This window comes from Sphingobium sp. HDIP04, assembly GCF_000445085.1.
GTDB lineage: Bacteria > Pseudomonadota > Alphaproteobacteria > Sphingomonadales > Sphingomonadaceae > Sphingobium > Sphingobium indicum.
In genome coordinates this window covers 19,942-38,366 of record NZ_ATDO01000076.1, presented here as the reverse complement: position 1 = coordinate 38,366, position 18,425 = coordinate 19,942, and the positions used below count along the sequence as shown (strand labels likewise).

The 18,425-nt window shown below is 64.8% G+C and carries 13 protein-coding genes; 6 read left to right on the top strand and 7 right to left on the bottom strand.

The window, feature by feature from the left end; genetic code table 11:
• Positions 1-75: 75 nt before the first annotated feature.
• Both L286_RS32560 and L286_RS32555 read right to left on the bottom strand, forming a co-directional pair.
• Complete coding sequence (locus L286_RS32560; protein ID WP_020819269.1) at positions 76-2,736, bottom strand: TonB-dependent receptor; 2,661 nt, start codon at positions 2,734-2,736, stop codon at positions 76-78.
• Between the two features lie 40 nt (positions 2,737-2,776).
• Complete coding sequence (locus L286_RS32555) at positions 2,777-3,982, bottom strand: muconate cycloisomerase family protein (RefSeq protein ID WP_020819270.1); 1,206 nt, start codon at positions 3,980-3,982, stop codon at positions 2,777-2,779.
• A gap of 118 nt (positions 3,983-4,100) precedes the next feature.
• Here L286_RS32555 and L286_RS32550 point away from each other — a divergent pair, with 118 nt between their 5' ends.
• The 4 genes from L286_RS32550 to L286_RS32540 all read left to right on the top strand — a co-directional run bounded on the left by L286_RS32550 (position 4,101) and on the right by L286_RS32540 (position 8,409).
• Entirely contained in the window at positions 4,101-4,973 is an 873-nt protein-coding gene (locus tag L286_RS32550) for a LysR family transcriptional regulator (RefSeq protein WP_020819271.1), read from the top strand.
• Between the two features lie 111 nt (positions 4,974-5,084).
• A complete protein-coding gene (locus tag L286_RS32545) occupies positions 5,085-5,834 on the top strand; it encodes a dioxygenase family protein (protein ID WP_025160782.1) in 750 nt (249 codons plus the stop codon).
• A gap of 21 nt (positions 5,835-5,855) precedes the next feature.
• Complete coding sequence (locus L286_RS0124475) at positions 5,856-6,602, top strand: dienelactone hydrolase family protein (RefSeq protein WP_020819273.1); 747 nt, start codon at positions 5,856-5,858, stop codon at positions 6,600-6,602.
• A gap of 19 nt (positions 6,603-6,621) precedes the next feature.
• Complete coding sequence (locus L286_RS32540) at positions 6,622-8,409, top strand: FAD-dependent oxidoreductase (RefSeq protein WP_020819274.1); 1,788 nt, start codon at positions 6,622-6,624, stop codon at positions 8,407-8,409.
• Between the two features lie 322 nt (positions 8,410-8,731).
• Here L286_RS32540 and L286_RS32535 read toward each other — a convergent pair whose 3' ends face one another.
• The 5 genes from L286_RS32535 to L286_RS32515 form a co-directional block, all read right to left on the bottom strand.
• The gene (locus L286_RS32535) at positions 8,732-10,159 is read right to left on the bottom strand and encodes a porin (RefSeq protein ID WP_031286246.1); all 1,428 of its coding nucleotides are present in this window, start codon (positions 10,157-10,159) and stop codon (positions 8,732-8,734) included.
• A 71-nt stretch (positions 10,160-10,230) separates the two neighbouring features.
• The gene (locus tag L286_RS32530) at positions 10,231-10,695 is read right to left on the bottom strand and encodes an HlyD family efflux transporter periplasmic adaptor subunit (protein WP_025161027.1); all 465 of its coding nucleotides are present in this window, start codon (positions 10,693-10,695) and stop codon (positions 10,231-10,233) included.
• 100 nt (positions 10,696-10,795) lie between these two features.
• Positions 10,796-12,019 (bottom strand): dipeptidase, encoded by a 1,224-nt coding sequence (locus tag L286_RS32525; RefSeq protein ID WP_021223291.1) that lies wholly within the window; start codon positions 12,017-12,019, stop codon positions 10,796-10,798.
• Entirely contained in the window at positions 12,019-14,421 is a 2,403-nt protein-coding gene (locus L286_RS32520; protein WP_020819277.1) for a TonB-dependent receptor, read from the bottom strand. The genes L286_RS32525 and L286_RS32520 overlap by 1 nt, the downstream gene beginning before the upstream one ends.
• A gap of 236 nt (positions 14,422-14,657) precedes the next feature.
• Complete coding sequence (locus L286_RS32515; RefSeq protein WP_020819278.1) at positions 14,658-15,914, bottom strand: alginate export family protein; 1,257 nt, start codon at positions 15,912-15,914, stop codon at positions 14,658-14,660.
• A gap of 142 nt (positions 15,915-16,056) precedes the next feature.
• Between L286_RS32515 and L286_RS32510 the strand changes: the two genes are divergently transcribed.
• Positions 16,057-17,007: a chromate resistance protein ChrB domain-containing protein gene (locus L286_RS32510; RefSeq protein WP_235181808.1), complete on the top strand. Its 951-nt coding sequence runs from the start codon at positions 16,057-16,059 to the stop codon at positions 17,005-17,007.
• Positions 17,004-18,395 carry a chromate efflux transporter gene (chrA, locus tag L286_RS32505; protein ID WP_020819280.1) on the top strand — a complete coding sequence of 464 codons (1,392 nt, stop codon included), beginning with the start codon at positions 17,004-17,006 and terminating at the stop codon, positions 18,393-18,395. Before L286_RS32510 ends, chrA begins: the two co-directional genes overlap by 4 nt.
• Positions 18,396-18,425: the final 30 nt, after the last annotated feature.

The following is an 18,425-nucleotide window of genomic DNA, read 5'->3' as shown; positions in this document are numbered from 1 at the left end:
GCCCGGCCGCCCGCCGTGCCCGGAGGGGGCGCGGCCGCGACGCGCCCGCAGCGCACCGCATGCCCGGACCGCTCGTCAAAACAGCTTCTTGAGCGTGATAGAGCACTCGCGGCTGCGCCCGATCAGATTTTCCTGTACACCGAAGGTCTCGTTGAAAACCCCCGAATTATAATAGGCCTTGTCGAACAGATTGGTGATCTGGGCGCTGAAAGTCCAGCCGTCCGACAAGGATGCCGCGGTCAGGCTCGCATTGACCAGCGAATAGGCCGGCTGGGCGATCGCCTGGGTGTTGATCGAGTCGAAATAGACCTTGGAGCGATACGACCAGTCCACGCGCGGCGTCAGTTCAACGTCGCCGATGCTCATCGACTTCGACAGCGAAGCGTTGATCGACCAGTCCGGCACCTGCTCGAACTTGCTCGACAGGGTGACGGCATTTCGCGTCAGTCCGCCATTCACCAGCGCCGCGTCTAGGCTGGTGTAACGTGCATCGAGGTAGCCCAGGCCGCCCTCCAGCCGCCATCCGCCGCCCGGCGCGAGCGACGCTTCAAGTTCCAGGCCGCGTATCCGTGCCGAACCGACATTCTTGATCTGCGGCGCCGGGCCCACGAAGACCTGGATCTGAAGATTGCTGTAGTCGGTGTTGAAGAAGGCTGCGTTGAGCCTCAGCCGGCGGCCGAAGGCATCGAGCTTGAAGCCGGCTTCGTACACCTTGACCGTTTCCGGATCGAAGCTCGGTATGCCGCCCGGCAGGATCGGGAGGGGCAGCGTGCGGTGCGTGAAGCCCCCGCCTTTGAACCCTTCCGAATAGCTGGAGTATAGGAGCAGCCCGTCGGCCGCCTTGTAGGCAAGGTTCACCATCGGCGTGAGGTCGCTATATTGGGTCGACGCCTGGCCCTGCTGAACCAGTTGGCCGGGCGCGAAAGGCGTTCCCTTGGTCGGGCCAAGCGGGCAGACCGCCGAAGGGTTCAGAACGCCGCAGGCGGGCAGTCCGCCCGGATATTGGGTGCGCGGATCGACGATGCCGATGCGGTTCGCGATGATGCCGCCCGCGGTCGCATCGTAAAATTTCCGGTCGCGCGTCCATCGCAGCCCAGGAGTCAGCGAAAGACGGTCGGTGATGTCGAAGGTGAGCTGGCCGAAGCCCGCTATGCTCGTGTTCCTGAAATAGCCGCCGACCTCGAACGAAAGCGGCGTGAAGGAGACCTGGTTGAGGTTGACCCCCGTTTCCCTGAAATAATAGGCGCCGAATATCCATTTGAGCCGATCGCCGAACGCGCTCCCCAACAGTTGCACCTCCTGGCTCACCTGTTCCTGATCGACCGGATCATTGCCGTACCGGACGATTTCCAGCGGCGAATGGTCCCCGTCGCGATCGGATGCGCTTTTCAGCTTGCGATAGGCGCTTATCGATTTCAGGTCGATGCTGTCGGAAAGCTCCAGGTCGATATTGAGGGCGGTGCCCCATATGTCGATCCTCGAAAAATCGGCGCCTGTCCCCTGGTTCGTCCGCGTCACATATTGGTTGTTGTAGCAGGCGCCATTGGCCGGATCTCCCGAAGGATCATAGGGCGCTGACCCGTTCGGCGGCGACAGGCACGGCTGTCCGCCGAGGAAGGTCGCGACATAATTGTTGAGAAGCGCAAAATTGTCGGTCGGGGCGTCGCCGCTTTGGGAGGGGTAGATCTGCCCGCCCGGCGCACTGCCGTTGAGATCGATGACCGGAAAATTGAGCGTGCTGCGGTAGCCGCCCGTCGCCGCGACGACAGCCGGCGGGAAGGCGCCGTCCGGCGGCGCGATGACATGCACCATGCCGTTTTGCGGCGTTCCGAACGCCACGCCGGGAGGAAGCGGCGTGCCGCCCGCGGTCAGCGCCAGCGGCAGATTGTCGGGATTGAAGATCCGCGACCGATAGTCGATGCCGGTCAGGCGGAATGCGGGGCCATGTTCCCGCACGCGGGTGCCGTCGACCGACCAGTTCAGGGTCATGCGGCTCGACGCCTTCCAGCGCAGGGCGAAGCGCCCGACGAGGCGCTGTTCATTGCCAAGATCGCGCCCGTCGCTACGGCGGACATTGCCGTCGCGATTGATCGTCGCGCCGGACAGGGTGACGGCGAGGCTATCGGTCAGCGGCAGGTTCAACGATGCCTTGAAGTCCCGCCGCCGATAGTTGCCGATCGTGAGCGCCGCGCTTCCCGAAATATGATCGAAGTCGGGCTGTCGGGAAGTGATGCTGACCGCGCCGCCGATTGTGTTGCGGCCGAAAAGCGTTCCCTGCGGACCGCGCAGGACTTCGACGCGATCGATGTCGACCAGGTCGAGCAGCCCGCCGACCGACCGCGCGATATAGACGCCGTCGAGATAAAGGCCGACGCCCGGTTCGGTGAAGGGCGAAAAATCCTTTTGCCCGATGCCGCGGACATAGATGGCCGGCGAACTCTGCGCGCCGAAGCCCGGACTGTTCGACAAGGTCAGGTTGGGCGTCGATCCCGCAATCGCGTCCACGCGCGTCGCCCCCCGCGCTTCGAGCGTCTCGTTGCCGAAGGCCGATATCGCGATGGGGGTTTCCTGAAGATTCTCTTCCCGCTTTCGCGCCGTCACGACGATGTCGGCGATCACGTCGGCGGGCAGCCCGGCCTTCGCCTGCGGTTCCGCCAAAGGCGCGGTCTGGGCGGAAGCGGCGGATGCGGCCGCCAGCGCGGCGAGCGCGCCGCCGCAATATAGTCCTTTCATCATTTCCCTCTCCCCCAATCGTCGACCGCATCCGTTGCGGCCGCTATTTTCTCTGGAATCGCGCCAGCTTCTCGCGATCGATCTCGATTCCGAGTCCCGGCCCTTCGGGCAGCCAGAGCGCATGATCGTGATAGTCGGCAGGCGCGACGCAGATGTCCTCGCCGATCAACATCGGTCCGATCGTCTCTCCGCCGAGCGGCAGGGCCGGAAGGCTCGCGGCAAGATGCATGTTCGCCGCAGTCCCGATCGAGGATTCGAGGAAGGTTCCCATATAGACGGGAATGCCCCCCGCGTTCGCGATTTCGGCCATGGCGCGGGCGTTGCGCAGCCCGCCGGACTTCATGATCTTGAGCGACAACAGGCTGGCGGCGGCGCGCTTGACCACCTCCACCGTGTCGTGGACCGACAGGACGCCCTCGTCGATCATGATCGTGGTGCCGCTGGACCGAGTCAGGCGCGCCATCGCGTCGAGGTTCCAGCGGGCCACCGGCTGTTCGACCATCTCGACGCCGGCCTCGCGCAGCTCGGCGATCGCCCGGACGGCAGTCGCCTCTTCCCAGCCTTCATTGGGGTCGACCCGCAGCTTCGCCCGCCCTTCAAGGGCGCGCGCCAGCCGCTTTGCGCGGGCGAGGTCTTCCGCGATGGGCAGCGCGGCCATCTTCAGCTTGAAGGCGCCGGCGCGTCCGAGCGCCAGCATCTCTTCGGCCTCGTCGATTTCCTGCGCGACATCGCCCGTCGCCAGCGGCCAGGCGACGGGGAGCGAATCGCGCATCTTGCCCCCGAACAGGATATGCAGCGGCACATCGAGGATCTTTCCCGCGCCGTCGAGCAACGCCATCTCGATCCCCGCCTTCGCAAAGCTGTTGTTGCGGACCTTCTGGTCCAGCTTCGCCATCAGTCGGGTCGGCGCGAGCAGGTTCTCGCCCACGAGCAGCGGCGCCAGATAGCGGTCGATCGTCGCCTTGATCGCCTCGACGCTGTCGCCGCTCCACCAAGGGCCGCAGGGCGTGACGGCCTCGCCGATGCCCGTTACCCCATCTTCGGTCAGTATCTCGACAAGGACGATGCTCTGAAGGTGCGTGCCGAACCGCGCGAACTGCTGGAGCCGACGCAGCGGCAGGTCGACGATCCGCGTTTCGATGCTCCGTATCCTCGCCGTTTCGATAGGCGTCCGGCCGAAGACCAGCGCATCGCGCCCGCCGGCCGCTCCTTCCGACGCACGCCCTTGCGAAACCGCTGCCTTATCCATTCCCACCACATCCCTACGGCCCATATGTTCGGCAGCGATAGGAGGGCTGTCGCCTTACTGTAAAATACTATATTGACCCCTATTCGATACGCTTACCGCATAGCATGGGAGATGGGACATGGAATTTCGTCAGCTTCGCTACTTCGTCGCGGCGGCGGAATATGGCAATATCGGCACGGCGGCGCAGCGGCTGAACGTGTCCCAGCCGCCCGTGAGCCGGCAGATCCAGGCACTGGAAGACGAGCTTGGCGTGCAGCTGCTGGTCCGGACGACCAAGGGGGTCAGCCTGACCGCGGCGGGACGGAGCTTCCTGGAAGACGCCAGGGTCGTCCTGACGCGAAGCCGGGATTCGCGCGACCGCTGCCGCGCCGCGGGGCGAGGCGATGTGGGCCGCCTGGCCATCGGCTATCTCGGCTCTGTCATCTACCAGGTTCTCCCCGCGCTGCTCCGGGATTTCCGCCGCGAGGTTCCCGAAGCGGACATTTCCCTCGCCCAGCTCAGCAAGCACGACATGGTCCAGGCGCTGCGCGACGGGGTGATCCATGTCGGGTTCGGGCGCTACTTTCCGGGCGAACCGGACATCATATTCGAAAAGATCCAGGACGAGCCGCTCTATGTCGCGACCGCCGACGAGCGCGCCGGAGCGCCCGATCGGCCAGTCGCGCTGGTGAGCTACAAGGATCGGCCCTTCGTGCTGTTCCCCAAGGGCGACCGGCCCAGCTTCGCCGACGAAATCATCGCGCTGCTCAAGGCGCGGGGCATTCAGCCGCGCATCGAGCATTTCGCCGAAGACGCGACCGCGGCCCTGGCGCTGACCGCGATGGGCGCGGGAGTCTGCGTGGTGCCCGCATCGCTCGCGGCCATCCATTGGCCCGGCGTCCGCTTCACGCCCCTGCTCGACGATGCGGTCGGTTCCCCGATCGTTTGCGCCTATGCCCAGCATTGCGACGAACCGATCCTGCATCGTTTCCTGGGCGCGATCCGGCGCTGACCGATGGCATACGATATTCGTATCGAGTAGCGGCATAATCAGTATTGGCACGTATATCATCTTCGCTCTACTTTTTCCGAACTGCACAACAGAGCGAAGTGGGAGATGCCGATGGAGTCCGAACAGCTTGAGGCCGTAGTGATGGATATCGTCGCGGGAATACGCGACGCCATCATAAAGCATCATGTGACGGTCGATCAGTACCGCTTCGCCGTCGACTATCTCGGTCGGCTGGCGGACGCCAGGGAACTGCCGCTCCTCCTCGACGTCTTCCTGAACGTGGCCGCGGTCGACGCGGAAAACGAGGTGACGAAGGGTTCTCCGCAGGCGATCCAGGGACCCTATTACAGGGAGGATGCGCCCGCCGTCACCGACCGGCTCAAGACCCTCGATCATGACAATGAGCGTCCGCTCGTCGTTCGGGGCCAGGTGCGCGACATCGATGGGTCCATCCTGCCCGGCGCGGAGGTCGACATCTGGCACTCGACCCCGACCGGAAAATATAGCGGGTTCCACGACAATATCCCCGTCGATTATTATCGGGGCAAGCTGACGTCGGACAGCGAAGGCGCCTATCGCATCGCGACCACGGCGCCGGTTCCCTACCAGATCCCCAACCAGGGCTATACCGGCGCGCTGCTGGAGGCGATGGGACGCCATAGCTGGCGCCCAGCGCACGTCCACTTCAAGGTGCGCAAGCCCGGGTTCAAGACGGTCACGACCCAAGTCTATTTCGAAGGGGGTCAATGGGTCGACAGCGATTGCTGCAGCGGCGTGCGCGACGATCTGGTCCGCCGGACGACGCAGGAAGACGGCGTCGATACGCTGACGGTCGACTTCGTTCTCGACCGCGCGGCCTGACCGACTTCCCGGAGAAATCCGATGTGCCATACGCAGCCGAGCGCGCGCTTTCCGGTCGATCCGCAAGGCGAGCCCTACTCCGCCCCCGCAGGGTTCGGGCTCGAAGGCCTCGTCTTAGGGGCAGGGCATCGCGCTCCCCCCGCGCTCCTCATCCCCGACATCTACGGGATGACGCCCTTCTATCGCGGCCTTGCAGCGCATCTTGCCCGGCAGGCGCCGGTCATCCTGCTCGATCCCTTCGCCTCCTTCGGTCCGCTCGCGCAATCGACGCGCGAGGCTGCGTTCGAGCGGCGCCACCGGCTTGACGACAGGCACTATGCCGATGCGCTCGAACGGCTGGTTCAGCACATCGGGGCGCGAGGGGTCATAGGCTTCTGCCTAGGCGGCAATTTCGTTCTCGAACTGGCGCGGCGCGGAAGCGATTGCGCGCTGCTTGCCGTCTATCCGTTTCCGCAGGGGCTTCCCAATGTCGCTCCGCTCGCGCCGCCGATCGACTATCTGCCGCAGCTCGAAACGCCGGTGACGATCCTGCTGGGCGATACGGACGCGTCGGTCGGGGCCGAAAATGTGGAGGCGCTGGCGGCCTGCGTCGAGGGAAATCCGGCCGTTTCCCTGCATATATTTCGCGGCGTGGGGCACGGGTTCGTCACCGGCCTCGACTCGGACGAGGGTCCGCTTCGCGCCGCCGCGGAGGAGGCGCTCGCCATCGCCGAGCGGCTTCTCGATCCCAATCAGCCTGCGGAACCGGATTTCGGCCCGTCGGCATAACAACGCACGGAGGGAATGCATGTCCACTGAATCCGGCTTCGATACCGACATCCTGATCATCGGCACGGGCCCTGCCGGCGCCGCCTCTGCCGCAGCGCTCGCCACCTATGGCGTCCGATGCCAGGCGGTGGGCAAGTTCGGCTGGACCGCGCGCACGCCGCGCGCGCACATCACCAACCAGCGGACCATGGAAATCCTGCGCGACCTGGGGCTGGAGCAGGAGGCGGTCGGCATGGCGGTGCCCAACACCCAGATGGGCGAGAACACCTATTGCACCAGCCTCACCGGCACCGAACTCGGCCGGCTGCTGACATGGGGCATGCATCCCGCCCGCCGCGCCGATTATGATCTCGCCAGCCCCACCTCCATGTGCGACCTGCCGCAGAACATGATGGAACCACTGCTGATCGCGGCAGCCGCCAAGCGCGGCGCGAAAATCCGGTTCGACACCGAATATCTGAGCAGCACGCAGGACGCGGAAGGCGTCACGACGACGGTGAAGGACCATCTGACCGGCGCCGTCTACACCATCCGCTCGCGTTATCTGATCGGCGCCGACGGGGCGAACTCGCGGGTCGTCGCGGACTATGGGTTGCCGCTCGAAGGGCGGATGGGCGTTTCGGGATCGATGAACATCGTCTTCGACTGCGACCTTTCCAAATATGTCGCGCATCGGCCGAGCGTGCTCTACTGGATCATCCAGCCGGGATCGAGCGTCGGCGGCCTTGGCATCGGCGTCATCCGCATGGTCCGGACCTGGAACAAATGGCTCGCCATCTGGGGCTACGACATCGAACAAGGCCCACCGCAGATCACCGAGGAGTTTGCGCGCGGCATTCTCCACAAGCTGATCGGCGACGACCGGATTCCGATCAAGATAGAGGCGACGTCGACCTGGACCGTCAACGATGCCTACGCCACCACCATCGCGAAGGGCCGGGTATTCTGCATGGGCGATGCGATCCACCGCCATCCGCCCACGAACGGCCTGGGTTCGAACGCGTCGATCGGCGATGCCTATAATCTCGCCTGGAAGCTCGCGCATGTCGTCAAGGGCCAGGCGGCGCCGTCGCTGCTGGAATCCTACGACCTTGAACGCGCTCCGGTCGCCGAGCAGGTCGTCAAGCGGGCCAACAAGAGCCTCGGATGCTTTCCGCCGATCCTTCAGGCGCTGGGACTGCTCGATACGCAGGATCCGGAAGAGATGCGCCGCAACATGGCGGCGCTCCAGGACGATACGCAGGAAGCGGCGGCCCGCCGCGAAGCGCTGCGCGCCGCCATCCAGGCCTCCGACTATGTCTATAATTGCCACGGCGTCGAAATGAACCAGCGCTATGCATCGGGCGCGGTCGTCGATGACGGATCGCCCGAACCCGCCTGGTTGCGCGACCCCGAACTCTATCATCAGGCGAGCAGCCGCCCGGGCGCGCACCTGCCGCACGTCTGGCTCAGCGAAAACGGCCGCCGCGTGGCGGCGATGGACTTGTGCGGGAAAGGCCGGTTCACGTTGTTGACCGGCATCAGCGGCGCGGCGTGGGAGCAGGCCGCCGCCGAGGCCGCCGCCGCCTTCGGGATCGAGATCGCGGTTCACCGGATCGGCCCCGGCCAGCGATATGACGATCCTTATGGCGATTTCGCGGCCGCAAGCGAAGTGGCCGACGACGGCGCGCTGCTCGTTCGCCCGGACATTTACGTCGGCTGGCGCGCCCGTCGCGCGAGCGCCACGGCCGCTGCCGACCTGATCGCGGCGCTCGGCGCGATATTGGGCTTCGCGCCTGCGGCCGCCCTGCGCGAAGCCGCCGCATGAGGCGAGCGCGGACGATGCGAGGCGCATTGCATATCCGCCGCGATCACGTAACCTGGCGCACCCAGCGCGCCTGGGCGAATTCGGAAAGGCCCGGAAATGGCCAATTCCCGTCATCAGTTTCCCGTCACCCCGGACTTGATCCGGGGTCCCGCTTTCCTTTCTGAGTGCCCGCCTCGTCCAAGGCAGCGGGACCCCGGATCAAGTCCGGGGTGACGAATAGGGGAATGACAGCTAACCACCCAAATTACTCAGTCAGGCGAGTCCTGAGTTCGAGACGCCGCAATGGCGAACATAGCGACCGGCATGCTGCGCCCATCGCGCCTCAATAATTCCACTGCACCTGCGTGCGGATAAGATTGCCTTCGGCGCGGCCGGTGCGGCGCTCGTCGGCTTCGGCGCGTTTCATCCGGGCGAATGCAAGGGTGAATTCCAGCGCCTTCCATGGCTGCCATTCGATGCCCAGTTCCAGTTCGTCGGTTTCCAGGCGCGGCGCGTTGGTCCCTGCTTTCCACCCGCCGCGATAATATTGCCAGCGGCCATAGGGCATCAGCGCGCCGATCGAACCCATGGGCACGCGATACATCATCTGCACATAGCCGCCATGCAGCTTCTTCGTCAGGATGGACTGGCTGGCGCGGTCATATTCCGGCCCCCTGCCCCAGTTCCATTCCGCCTGGATGCCGAAGGGCTGAGGGTAGAGCATGGCATGGATGCCAACGCGATCGTCGTCATAGGCCACCGGACTGACCGAGCCGCTGCGCAGTTCGGGCTGCACGTCGTTCATCATCGCGGAGCCGCCGATTTCGAACACCTGCCCCGCCAACGCGTCGCCCAGGCCGTCCAGTTCGAACGGCCAGGTGGCGAAGGCGACCTTCATCAGGCCGCGATTCTGTTCCGTCCTGTTGGTGCCCTGCCCGTTGAAGGCGCCGATGCCGAACGCGCCGTAATTGCCGAACAGCTTTTGCCCGTCATGCGCCAGCCGGTCCCATATCTCCTGCACCGAAGGCGGCGTATAATAGCCCACGATGCCAAGGTCGCGTTCGCCGGGCACCGCGCTGTTTATCGCGTCGCTGCGATCGAGCGTCAGGCGGTTGGAGGAGGATTGCATGTTCTCCCAGCCGAAGGGCACCTTGGACTGGCCGAAGCGCAGGCGAAAATCCTTCCCCTTGTCGAGGAAGACGTCCGCATAGGCGTCCCGCAACTGGGCGAATCCCTCCCGCCGCTCGCTTCCCGCCTGGTTGTTCACCGCCGTGGCAAAATCGGACTGAAGATAGAGCGAGACGCGATCGGAAACGTCGCCCTGAAGCACCAGCCGGGCACGGCGCAGCGAAAAGCCGCCTCGGTCCGAGATAGAGCTGTCATGCACCGAACGCAGGCGGGAAACGCCCGCAGGCGCGCTATCATCACCGGACAGGAAGGCATTGTAGCGCATCTGGGTATAGCCCCGAAGCGACAGCCGTTCGTACCACGCCTTCGACCGGGGCGCCGGATCCGATGCCGGCGTGGCGGCCGGCGGCTGGTCGGGCGCGGCGGCCAGGGAGGCGGCTGGCGCAGGAGCGGCCGCGACAGGCTCGGCAGCGGCCGGCGCAGACTTGCTGGCGGCGAGCGCCGATGTCAGCGCCTGTACCTGCGCCTTCAACTCATCGATCTGGCGCTGAAGTTCCGCATTGCTCTGGGCGCTCGCCGCCTGCGGCGTCAGCGCCAGCACGCCCGCGATCAATAACCCGGTTTCGAACGTCCTTGCCCCCATCGAGCGACTCCCCTGATATGCTGGTTGCGGCCGCTATGGCATTTCAGAGACAATAGGATGACAATAATATTTCAGTTTGATGACGGACCGCTGATGGCGGGAATGGGCATGCCCCCTCGCCTTTTCGCAATGCCCTTCCCCTTTCTCTCGCGCATCGCTTCCTTGGCCTTGTTGATCGGCTTCATCAGGTAATCAAACACGGTCTTGCGGCCGGTGCGGATTTCGACTGTCGCGGGCCATGCCCGGCATGATGGCGTGGTCCCTGCCGTCCCTGGTCCGCGGGCTGGAATGCCGGGTGCGGACATAGACGCGGTAGAAGACCTGTCGCGGTTCACCTCATCCTGCAAGGTGTCGGGCGAGATGCGGCCGACCGTGCCGTAGATGGAGGGATCATAGGCGGTGATCTTGACCGTCGCGGGCAGCCGCGGACGAATGAAGGCAATGTCGCGCCGGCTGATGCGCGCTTCGATCAGCAGCTTGTCCTCCAGCGGCACGACCTCCATCAGCGAACCGCCGGGACGCGAAATGGTTATCATCTCAGCGGAAACAGGTGATCGCGATTGCGATCCACCCCGCTACCCCGCCCAATCGATGCGCGACAGGGGCGGCCATCAGGGCGCCCCTGTCGCGGGAATCCTATGATCCCTTCGCCGCCTCGGCCGCGGCGAGCACCCTCAGGACATTGCCCGACCAGATTTTCTGGACATCCGCCTCGCTATAGCCCGCCTTCAGCAGGGCGGCGGTGATCTTGGGCAGGTCGAGCACATCCTCCAGGCCGACGACACCGCCGCCGCCGTCCCAGTCCAGGCCGATGCCGACATGGTCCGGCCCCGCCACCTTCAGCGCGTGGAGCATGTGCGCCATGAAATCGTCGAAGGTCGCCCGGTCGGTTTCGGGATAGAGCCGGTCGATCTCCTGCCGCTTCGCCAGCAGTTCGGCCCGCTTTTCCGGCGTCAGTTTCGCGTCCTCGCGCAACTGGCCGAACAGCGCCTTCAGCGCCTCCTGCCGCGCCGGATTGGGCTTGGAAGCGCGCAGATAGGCGCCAAAGGCGTTCATCTGGATCACGCCGCCCTTGGCCGCCAGCGCCTTCAGATGCGCGTCGTCGATGTTGCGCGGATGGTCATAGACGGCCTTGCAGCCCGAATGGGTCAGCAGCACCGGCGTGGTGGACAGCGCCAGCAGGTCGTCCAGCACCTGGTCGCTGCTGTGCGACGCATCCGGCACCACGCCCAGCCGGTTCATTTCCTTCAGCAGATCCTTCCCCAACGGGGAAAGGCCGCCGAAGCGCGGTTTCTTCGACGGGTCGGTGGAGCTGTCGGCAAACTGGTTATGCGCGAAATGCGCGAAACCGACGACCCGCACGCCCATGTCGTAGAAGGTCTTGAGCAGCGACACGTCCTCGCCCAGCGGATAGGCGTTCTCGATCGACATGAAGACGACCCGCTTGCCCGCCGCCGCGATGGGCGCGGCGTCCTTCGCCTCCAGCGCCAGTGTGAAATTCGCCGGGTCCGCCGCCACCATCTGGCGGATCGACACGCCGCGCAGGATCGCGAAGTCCCGCGCCTTGCGGAATCCCTCCTCCGTCAACGGCCCCTGCGGCGTGTAGATCGCCCAGAAACCGCCGTCCAGGCCGCCCTTCTTCATGCGCGGCAGGTCGACCTGGGTATAGTCGCTATGAACCCCATGCTCGTCCTTGATCGACCAGCCGGGCAGGTCGAGCGAGGCGGGCGTGTCGAGATGGCTGTCGAGCGTCAGCAGCCGCTGGTGGAGTTGATAGACTTTCTTCGGCACCTCCTGCGCCTGCACCCCGAACGGGAGCAGCGCCACCAGCGCCGCCCCCGCCATCATCCTTTTCAGCATCAAATCTCGCCCGAAATGGTGAACTGGAACGTGCGAGGAGAAAGCGGCCGGAAGAAGCCGTCACCCGATGGCTGGGCAGATATGTAGGAAAGCGTGTCCTTGTCGAAGATATTGTCGACGTTGAGCCGCGCCTTGATTCCCTTGACCGGCCCGAAGCTGAGGCCGTCCCCAATGTCGACATAGGCGCTGAAGACAGTGTAGCCCGGCACGCTCGACCCCGGCGTATTGACGAAGGTCGACCAGCGCTTGCTGGTATATTTGCCGGAGAAGTTCGCGACCAGCCAGCTTGCCGGTTCCACCGTCACGCCGCCGCTGACGATCCACTTGGCGCTGTCCGGCAGGAACTTGCCCGCGAGGGGGATGACGGTCGAGCCGATGATGTTGTCCTTGAACTTGGCATTGTTGTAGGTGACGTTCAGGTTACCGTAAGCGAGGCCGTCCAGGAAGGACGGCTTGTAGGTGCCGGCAAATTCCACGCCATAGGAACGCACCCGTCCCACATTCTGGTAGAAGGTTTCCGTCGACGCGCCGCCGCCGGGCACGAAGCTGGTGATCGACTGGATGCGGTTTTCGAACTTCGTGTAGAAGGCCGCCAACGACGCGTAGACCTGTCCCTGGTTGGTGCGGATGCCCAGTTCCATGTTCTTCGACCGTTCGGGCGCGGGCTGCGGCACCAGCGCGGACGTGCCGGGGCGCGTCACCGAATAGATGTCGTCCATGCCCTTGGGCAGGGCCATATTCTCCGCATAGGAGGCGAAGACCTGCGTCCGCCCGTCAAATTTGTAGAGCAGGCCCGCCATGGGCAGGAACATATCCGTGTAATGCGCGGTGTTGGCCTGCGGACCCCACCCAGGAATGCCCCTGAGGACGCCGCCAATCGTCCGGGTGCGGTAATAATCGTCAAAGTCGCGATAGCCGCGCTGGACATAGTCCATCGTCAACCCCTTGAAACCCAGGTCGAGGATCAGCCGCTCGTCCATGAGTTTCAGCGTATCCTTCACGAACACCTGCAATATGTCGCGCTTTGACCGGTAGTCGCGGCGCAGATAGACCAGTTCGTTCAGGTTGGGCGCGCTGTCGGGCGCGCCATCGACCGTGTTGTAGCGCGCCTGGGTGCGGTGATATTTGTCGGTTTCGGCCCAGACTCCCGCTTCCAGAGCGTTGCTGCCGATTTCCCAATGCAGCTTGCCGGTGATGCCGTAACGATCCCCGCCAACGCCGGACAAGCCATATTGCACGCCCTTGGGCGCTACGACCGGAAGGCCAGCCTCCGACTGATAAAGATAGCGCAGATAGCTGCCCGGGGTCGCGCCCCGCGTCGTGCTGCCATAGGCGTCGGGCGACACGCCGTAACCGTCCTTGTCCTCATAATAGAGGGTCGATTCCGCCCAGACCCCGTCATCGATGCCAGCGTGGAAGGTCGCTCCGTACAGCTTGTCCTTACGCACGTTGATGGCAAGATTGTAGACGGCGGTATAGGCGCTGTTCGAATAATAGATGCCCGGCGCGGTCGGCGCGAAACCCGTCGTCGTATTCGGCACATTTTCGATATAGGCATAGTCGCGGCCGCACTGCCCCAAGGCATTGCGCGTTACGCAATTATATTGCCCCCGCGTAATGGTCGGCGAGTCATAGTCGAAAAAGTCGTTCGACACGAATTTGAAGCGCGCCCAGCTATCGCCGCCCAGATCGGCGTGAATCTGCCCTTCCCAATGCTCGCGATCGACCGATCCGGGGCCGCGCCACAAGTCGCTGTCCAGCTTGGTGCGGCTGACATAGGCCTTGAACGGTCCCACCCGCCCGGTGCTCGCGCGAATGAAGGTGCGCTTCATGTCGAAATCGCCAAAGCTCTGCGACACGAACAGGCCCATCTCGTCCTGCGGCGCAATGCTGTTATATTGCACTACCGGGCCGAGCGTCGAATAGCTGGGCAGGCCCACATCGCCCGCGCCGATGGCGGCTTCCACCACGCCGAGATTTTCGTTGTCGACATAGCGGAAAACCGGGCTGCCGCCGAAGGCGTCGCTGCGGCCCGTGGGAATGCCGTCGACCACGAAGCCGATCTGGTCGAGGTTGAAGGCGCGTGTCTGGACGCTGTTGCCGAATTCATAGAGGCCGAGCGCGCCGTCGGTCTGCACGTTGAAGCCGGGCAGTTGCTCCAGCATCTTCAGGCCTGAAATGCCCGACGGAGCGGAAAGCAGAGCTTCGCGCGTGACCGCCACGACATTGCTCACCTTGTCCTCGCCGATGGCCTCCGCCGATTGGGAGATGCGGCGGCCGGTGACGGTTATCGTTCCTGCGTCTTCCGCATCCGGCTCCTGCGCCCAGGCGTGGGACGACAGCGTGGCAGCGCAGCACGACAGCAGCAATGCAGCGCGACGAACGGACAAGAACTTCTGCATAATGGCTCCCTTTCGGCCCTTTTCGGGCAGTTATGGGCCGTTCAGGCATGCGTCGCGCGACAAGGCTCGCGACGCGGCATCCCTCCAAAGAACGGACAGGCCGGACGCTTTCCGCACCCAGCCCATTTCTCGGTTTTCTTGTGAAACGAAATGTTCCTGGAAATCCGCCACGAACAAACGAATAATTCTCATGCCGTAATTAATTCTCTCCGGATGGCGGCCATCTCCGTCGCCGCCTAGAAACTCGCGGTCAGGTTGAAGGAGGTATAGCGCGTCCATCTTCCCGCCGGCGCGCTGGGCGCATCCCGCAGGAACCGCCCCCTGGCGAGCAGAAGCCCGTCGAATTCAAACCGCAGCCGCGAGGGAAGGATCCAGTATCGCACCCGCCCCTCCACCTGATGGCCGGCGAAGCTGCCCGATCGTCCGCTGGCGTCCCTCACCCCCGTGGAGGAAAAGGCGTCCGTCCGCGAAGCCAGCCACAGGGCGCGATAGGTCGCAAACCAGTCCCACCGCTTGTCGGGCGTCGCCTCCAGCCTGATGCCGGGCGTCACGATGTTGGTCCGCGCCAGCGCATTGTAGAGACCGGCCGGCGCCAGGTCCGCCCGGCGCATGCCGAACAGCGTGTCGAAGCGGCCCTGGCGCCCGCCCCGCCGATCGCCGCTCGCCCGGTCGAATTCCAGCGACAGACGCGGCTTCCAGGATCCGCCGAAGCTGTAGCCGGCATCGACGTGCAGGAAGCTGGCGGCAACCGATTGGCGCGCCGCACCGGGCGCAAGCGACGCGCTGACGCTGCCAGTCTGGTAAAATGCCTCCACCTCATAGTCGAACCGCCCCGTTTCCGGCTCGCTCATGATGCGTCCGCCAAAGGTATCGAGCGATCGGTCCCGCGTCGGTCGCCCCGGTTCGTCCCGCTCACCCAGGTGGAAATAGCTGAATTCCGCCATGGCCGGGCCGATCGCATCGGCCTTGCCGACGATGCCGCCCCACAGCACCAGATCGAAACCCTCATGATCGAAACGCACCCGCTTGTTGCGGACGCCGTCGGCATCGTCGGGACGACGCTGCTGCGGCAGGGTGTAGATGAAGACCCCCTTGACCCCGCCGGGCGCGGCCAGGTCGGCGCGCAGGCCAGTATAGCCATTGGTGGTATTGCGATAATCGTCGGCGGCGACGAGCCGGCGGGAGCCGAGGTTCAGCGTGAACCGCCCCGCCATCAGGCTGAGCTTGCTGCCCTTGCCCAGCGGCTCCTCTATGTCGCTCGCGACATAGGCCTGGACCAACTCCATCGCGTTGATCTCATTGGTGGAGATCGGCGTGCCGGGGTCAGCGCCATAGGCCCGGCTGTCGAACAGTTCCGCCCCTGCCCTGAACGCGCCGGACCGATATTCGGCCATAAGCTGCGTGCGGATGTTGAACAGGCTGTCGTCGCGATCGAACCCTGCGCGCGCCTGCCCTTCTATCTCCTCAAGGCGCAGGCGAACGCTGCCGGTCAAGGCAAGACCGTCATCCTGCGCAAAAACGTGCGGCGCACCCACTAGGACAGCCGCCGCACATGCAACAGAAAGAGAAGAAGGCCGCAGCATTGATATTCCTGTTTCTTCGAATCATCTTCATTGATACATATGCATCATGATCATGACTGACGCCACCCCATGGCTCGCGCTGCTGCACCAACTTCCCGCCAAGCCCCCCTATTTGCGGGTGAAGATTTGGCGCCGCCTGCAATCCATCGGCGCGGTGCCGCTCAAAAATGCAGTCCATGTCCTGCCGCATTCGCAGGAGAGCGCCGCCGCCTTCGGCAGCCTGATGGCGGAGATCGTCGACAATGGCGGCGAAGCGACGCTGATCGAGGCCCGCCTGCTCGCGGGGCAATCCGACGCGGACGTGCGCGCCCTGTTCGATGCAGCCCGGCGCGAGGATTATGAGGAGATCGCCCGCGCCGCCCGACGCCTGCTGGAAACCGGCCCCGCGAGCGGAACGGACATCGCCCGGTTGCAAAAGCGGCTGGAGGATGTCGGCCGGCTGGATTTCTTCGGCGCCCCGGAGCGGAGGCGTGCCGAAGCGGCGCTTGCCGAACTGGACCGGCAGCGCCACCGGCATCCGGACGTCAGCCGCGCCGAATCTGCCGCTCACGCCGAACCGATCGATCTCGCCGACCGGACCTGGGTAACGCGCAGCGGCGTCCATGTCGATCGCATCGCCTGCGCCTGGCTGATCCGCCGCTTCATCGACCCGCAGGCCCGCTTCAAATTCGTCGACAGCCGCCATTATCAGCCGGGCGAAGGGGAATTGCGCTTCGACATGGCCGATGCCGAATTCACCCATGAAGGCGACCGATGCAGTTTCGAGACATTGCTGCTGCGCGCGGACCTTCTTGACGACCCCGCCCTGGTCGCAATCGGCGAGATCATCCATGACCTCGACATTGGCGACGGCAGGTTCGGGCGACCGGAAACTTCGGGTCTGGGCGCCATATTGTCCGGCGTCTGCGCCTCGACCGACGACGACCTACAGCGCATCGCCATGGCGAGCGACGCGCTCAACCAGTTCCATGCCTTTTTCAGCAACAGAAGGACGGATCGATGACCGCAGGCGCATCCTCCACCACCACGACAGCTTCTCTGTCCGACGATCATCACGGCATATCGCTGGGCGAAGCGACGCGCGTGTGGGCGCGGATCGCGGCACTCAGCTTCGGCGGACCGGCGGGACAGATCGCCGTGATGCACCGGCTGCTGGTCGAGGAAAAGCGTTGGGTCGGGGAGGAGCGATTCCTCCACGCGCTTAACTATTGCATGCTGCTGCCCGGGCCGGAGGCGCAGCAGCTCGCCGTCTATATCGGCTGGTTGCTGCACAAGACCAAGGGCGGCCTGATCGCGGGCACATTGTTCGTGCTGCCCGGCTTCCTCGCCATTTTGGGCCTCAGCTACATCTATGTGCTGCTGGGCCATGTTCCGGTCATCGAAGGGCTGTTCTTCGGCCTCAAGGCGGCGGTGCTGGCCATCGTGATGCAGGCGGTGGTCCGGGTCGGGTCGCGGGCGTTGAAGAATGCCGCGATGCGCGGGATCGCGGTTGCCGCCTTCGTGGCTATTTTCTTTCTCGGCGCGCCCTTTCCATCGATCGTGCTGGCGGCGGGCCTCATCGGCTTCGTCGGCGGGCGCAGCGGCCTTGCGGCCTTCCAGGGCGGCGGCGGTCACGGCCCGGCGAATGGACAGATCGTGCACGACCGCGACACCGCGCTGGGGGAGCGATTGCCCGATCACGCGCGCCCGGCCCTCGGCTGGTCGCTGCGCATCTCGGCCCTGTTCCTGGCGCTGTGGCTGGGGCCGGTGCTGGCCCTGTTCCTGACGCTGGGGCCGGACAATGTGTTCACCCATATCGCCAGCTTCTTCAGCCAGATGGCGGTCGTCACCTTCGGCGGCGCCTATGCCGTGCTTGCCTATGTCGCGCAGGAGGCGGTCGGCACCTTCGGCTGGCTCCGGCCCGGCGAAATGCTCGACGGCCTGGGCATGGCGGAAACCACGCCGGGGCCGCTGATCATGGTGACGCAGTTCGTGGGATTTCTCGCCGCTTTTCGCGAATCCGGCGCGATGCATCCTCTGCTCGCCGCTACGCTCGGCGCAATCCTGACCACCTGGGTAACCTTTGTCCCCTGCTTCCTCTGGATCTTCGCCGGTGCGCCCTTCGTCGAGCGGCTGCGCGGCAACCCGGCGCTTTCGGCGGCGCTGACGGCGATCACCGCGGCGGTGGTCGGCGTGATCCTGAATCTTGCCATCTGGTTCGCCATCCACACCCTGTTCCGGCAGGTCCAGCGGGTCGGCGGGATCGACCTGCCCGTGCCGTCCAGCGTCGATCTTCCCGCCGTGCTGCTGTCGGCGGGCGCGATGATCGCGGTGTTCCGGTTCAGGATCGGCGTGTTGCCGGTCCTGGGCGCCTGCGCCGCGCTTGGGGCCGCCTATATACTGCTCGGCTGAACCACAGACTCGGGCAGAAAAAGGCCGGTG

Coding starts and splice junctions, on each gene's coding strand:
- L286_RS32560 (WP_020819269.1), bottom strand. CDS start 2,736: ATGATGAAAGGACTATATTGCGGCGGCGCGCTCGCCGCGCTGGCGGCC.
- L286_RS32555 (WP_020819270.1), bottom strand. CDS start 3,982: ATGGATAAGGCAGCGGTTTCGCAAGGGCGTGCGTCGGAAGGAGCGGCC.
- L286_RS32550 (WP_020819271.1), top strand. CDS start 4,101: ATGGAATTTCGTCAGCTTCGCTACTTCGTCGCGGCGGCGGAATATGGC.
- L286_RS32545 (WP_025160782.1), top strand. CDS start 5,085: ATGGAGTCCGAACAGCTTGAGGCCGTAGTGATGGATATCGTCGCGGGA.
- L286_RS0124475 (WP_020819273.1), top strand. CDS start 5,856: ATGTGCCATACGCAGCCGAGCGCGCGCTTTCCGGTCGATCCGCAAGGC.
- L286_RS32540 (WP_020819274.1), top strand. CDS start 6,622: ATGTCCACTGAATCCGGCTTCGATACCGACATCCTGATCATCGGCACG.
- L286_RS32535 (WP_031286246.1), bottom strand. CDS start 10,159: ATGGGGGCAAGGACGTTCGAAACCGGGTTATTGATCGCGGGCGTGCTG.
- L286_RS32530 (WP_025161027.1), bottom strand. CDS start 10,695: ATGATAACCATTTCGCGTCCCGGCGGTTCGCTGATGGAGGTCGTGCCG.
- L286_RS32525 (WP_021223291.1), bottom strand. CDS start 12,019: ATGCTGAAAAGGATGATGGCGGGGGCGGCGCTGGTGGCGCTGCTCCCG.
- L286_RS32520 (WP_020819277.1), bottom strand. CDS start 14,421: ATGCAGAAGTTCTTGTCCGTTCGTCGCGCTGCATTGCTGCTGTCGTGC.
- L286_RS32510 (WP_235181808.1), top strand. CDS start 16,057: ATGACTGACGCCACCCCATGGCTCGCGCTGCTGCACCAACTTCCCGCC.
- chrA (WP_020819280.1), top strand. CDS start 17,004: ATGACCGCAGGCGCATCCTCCACCACCACGACAGCTTCTCTGTCCGAC.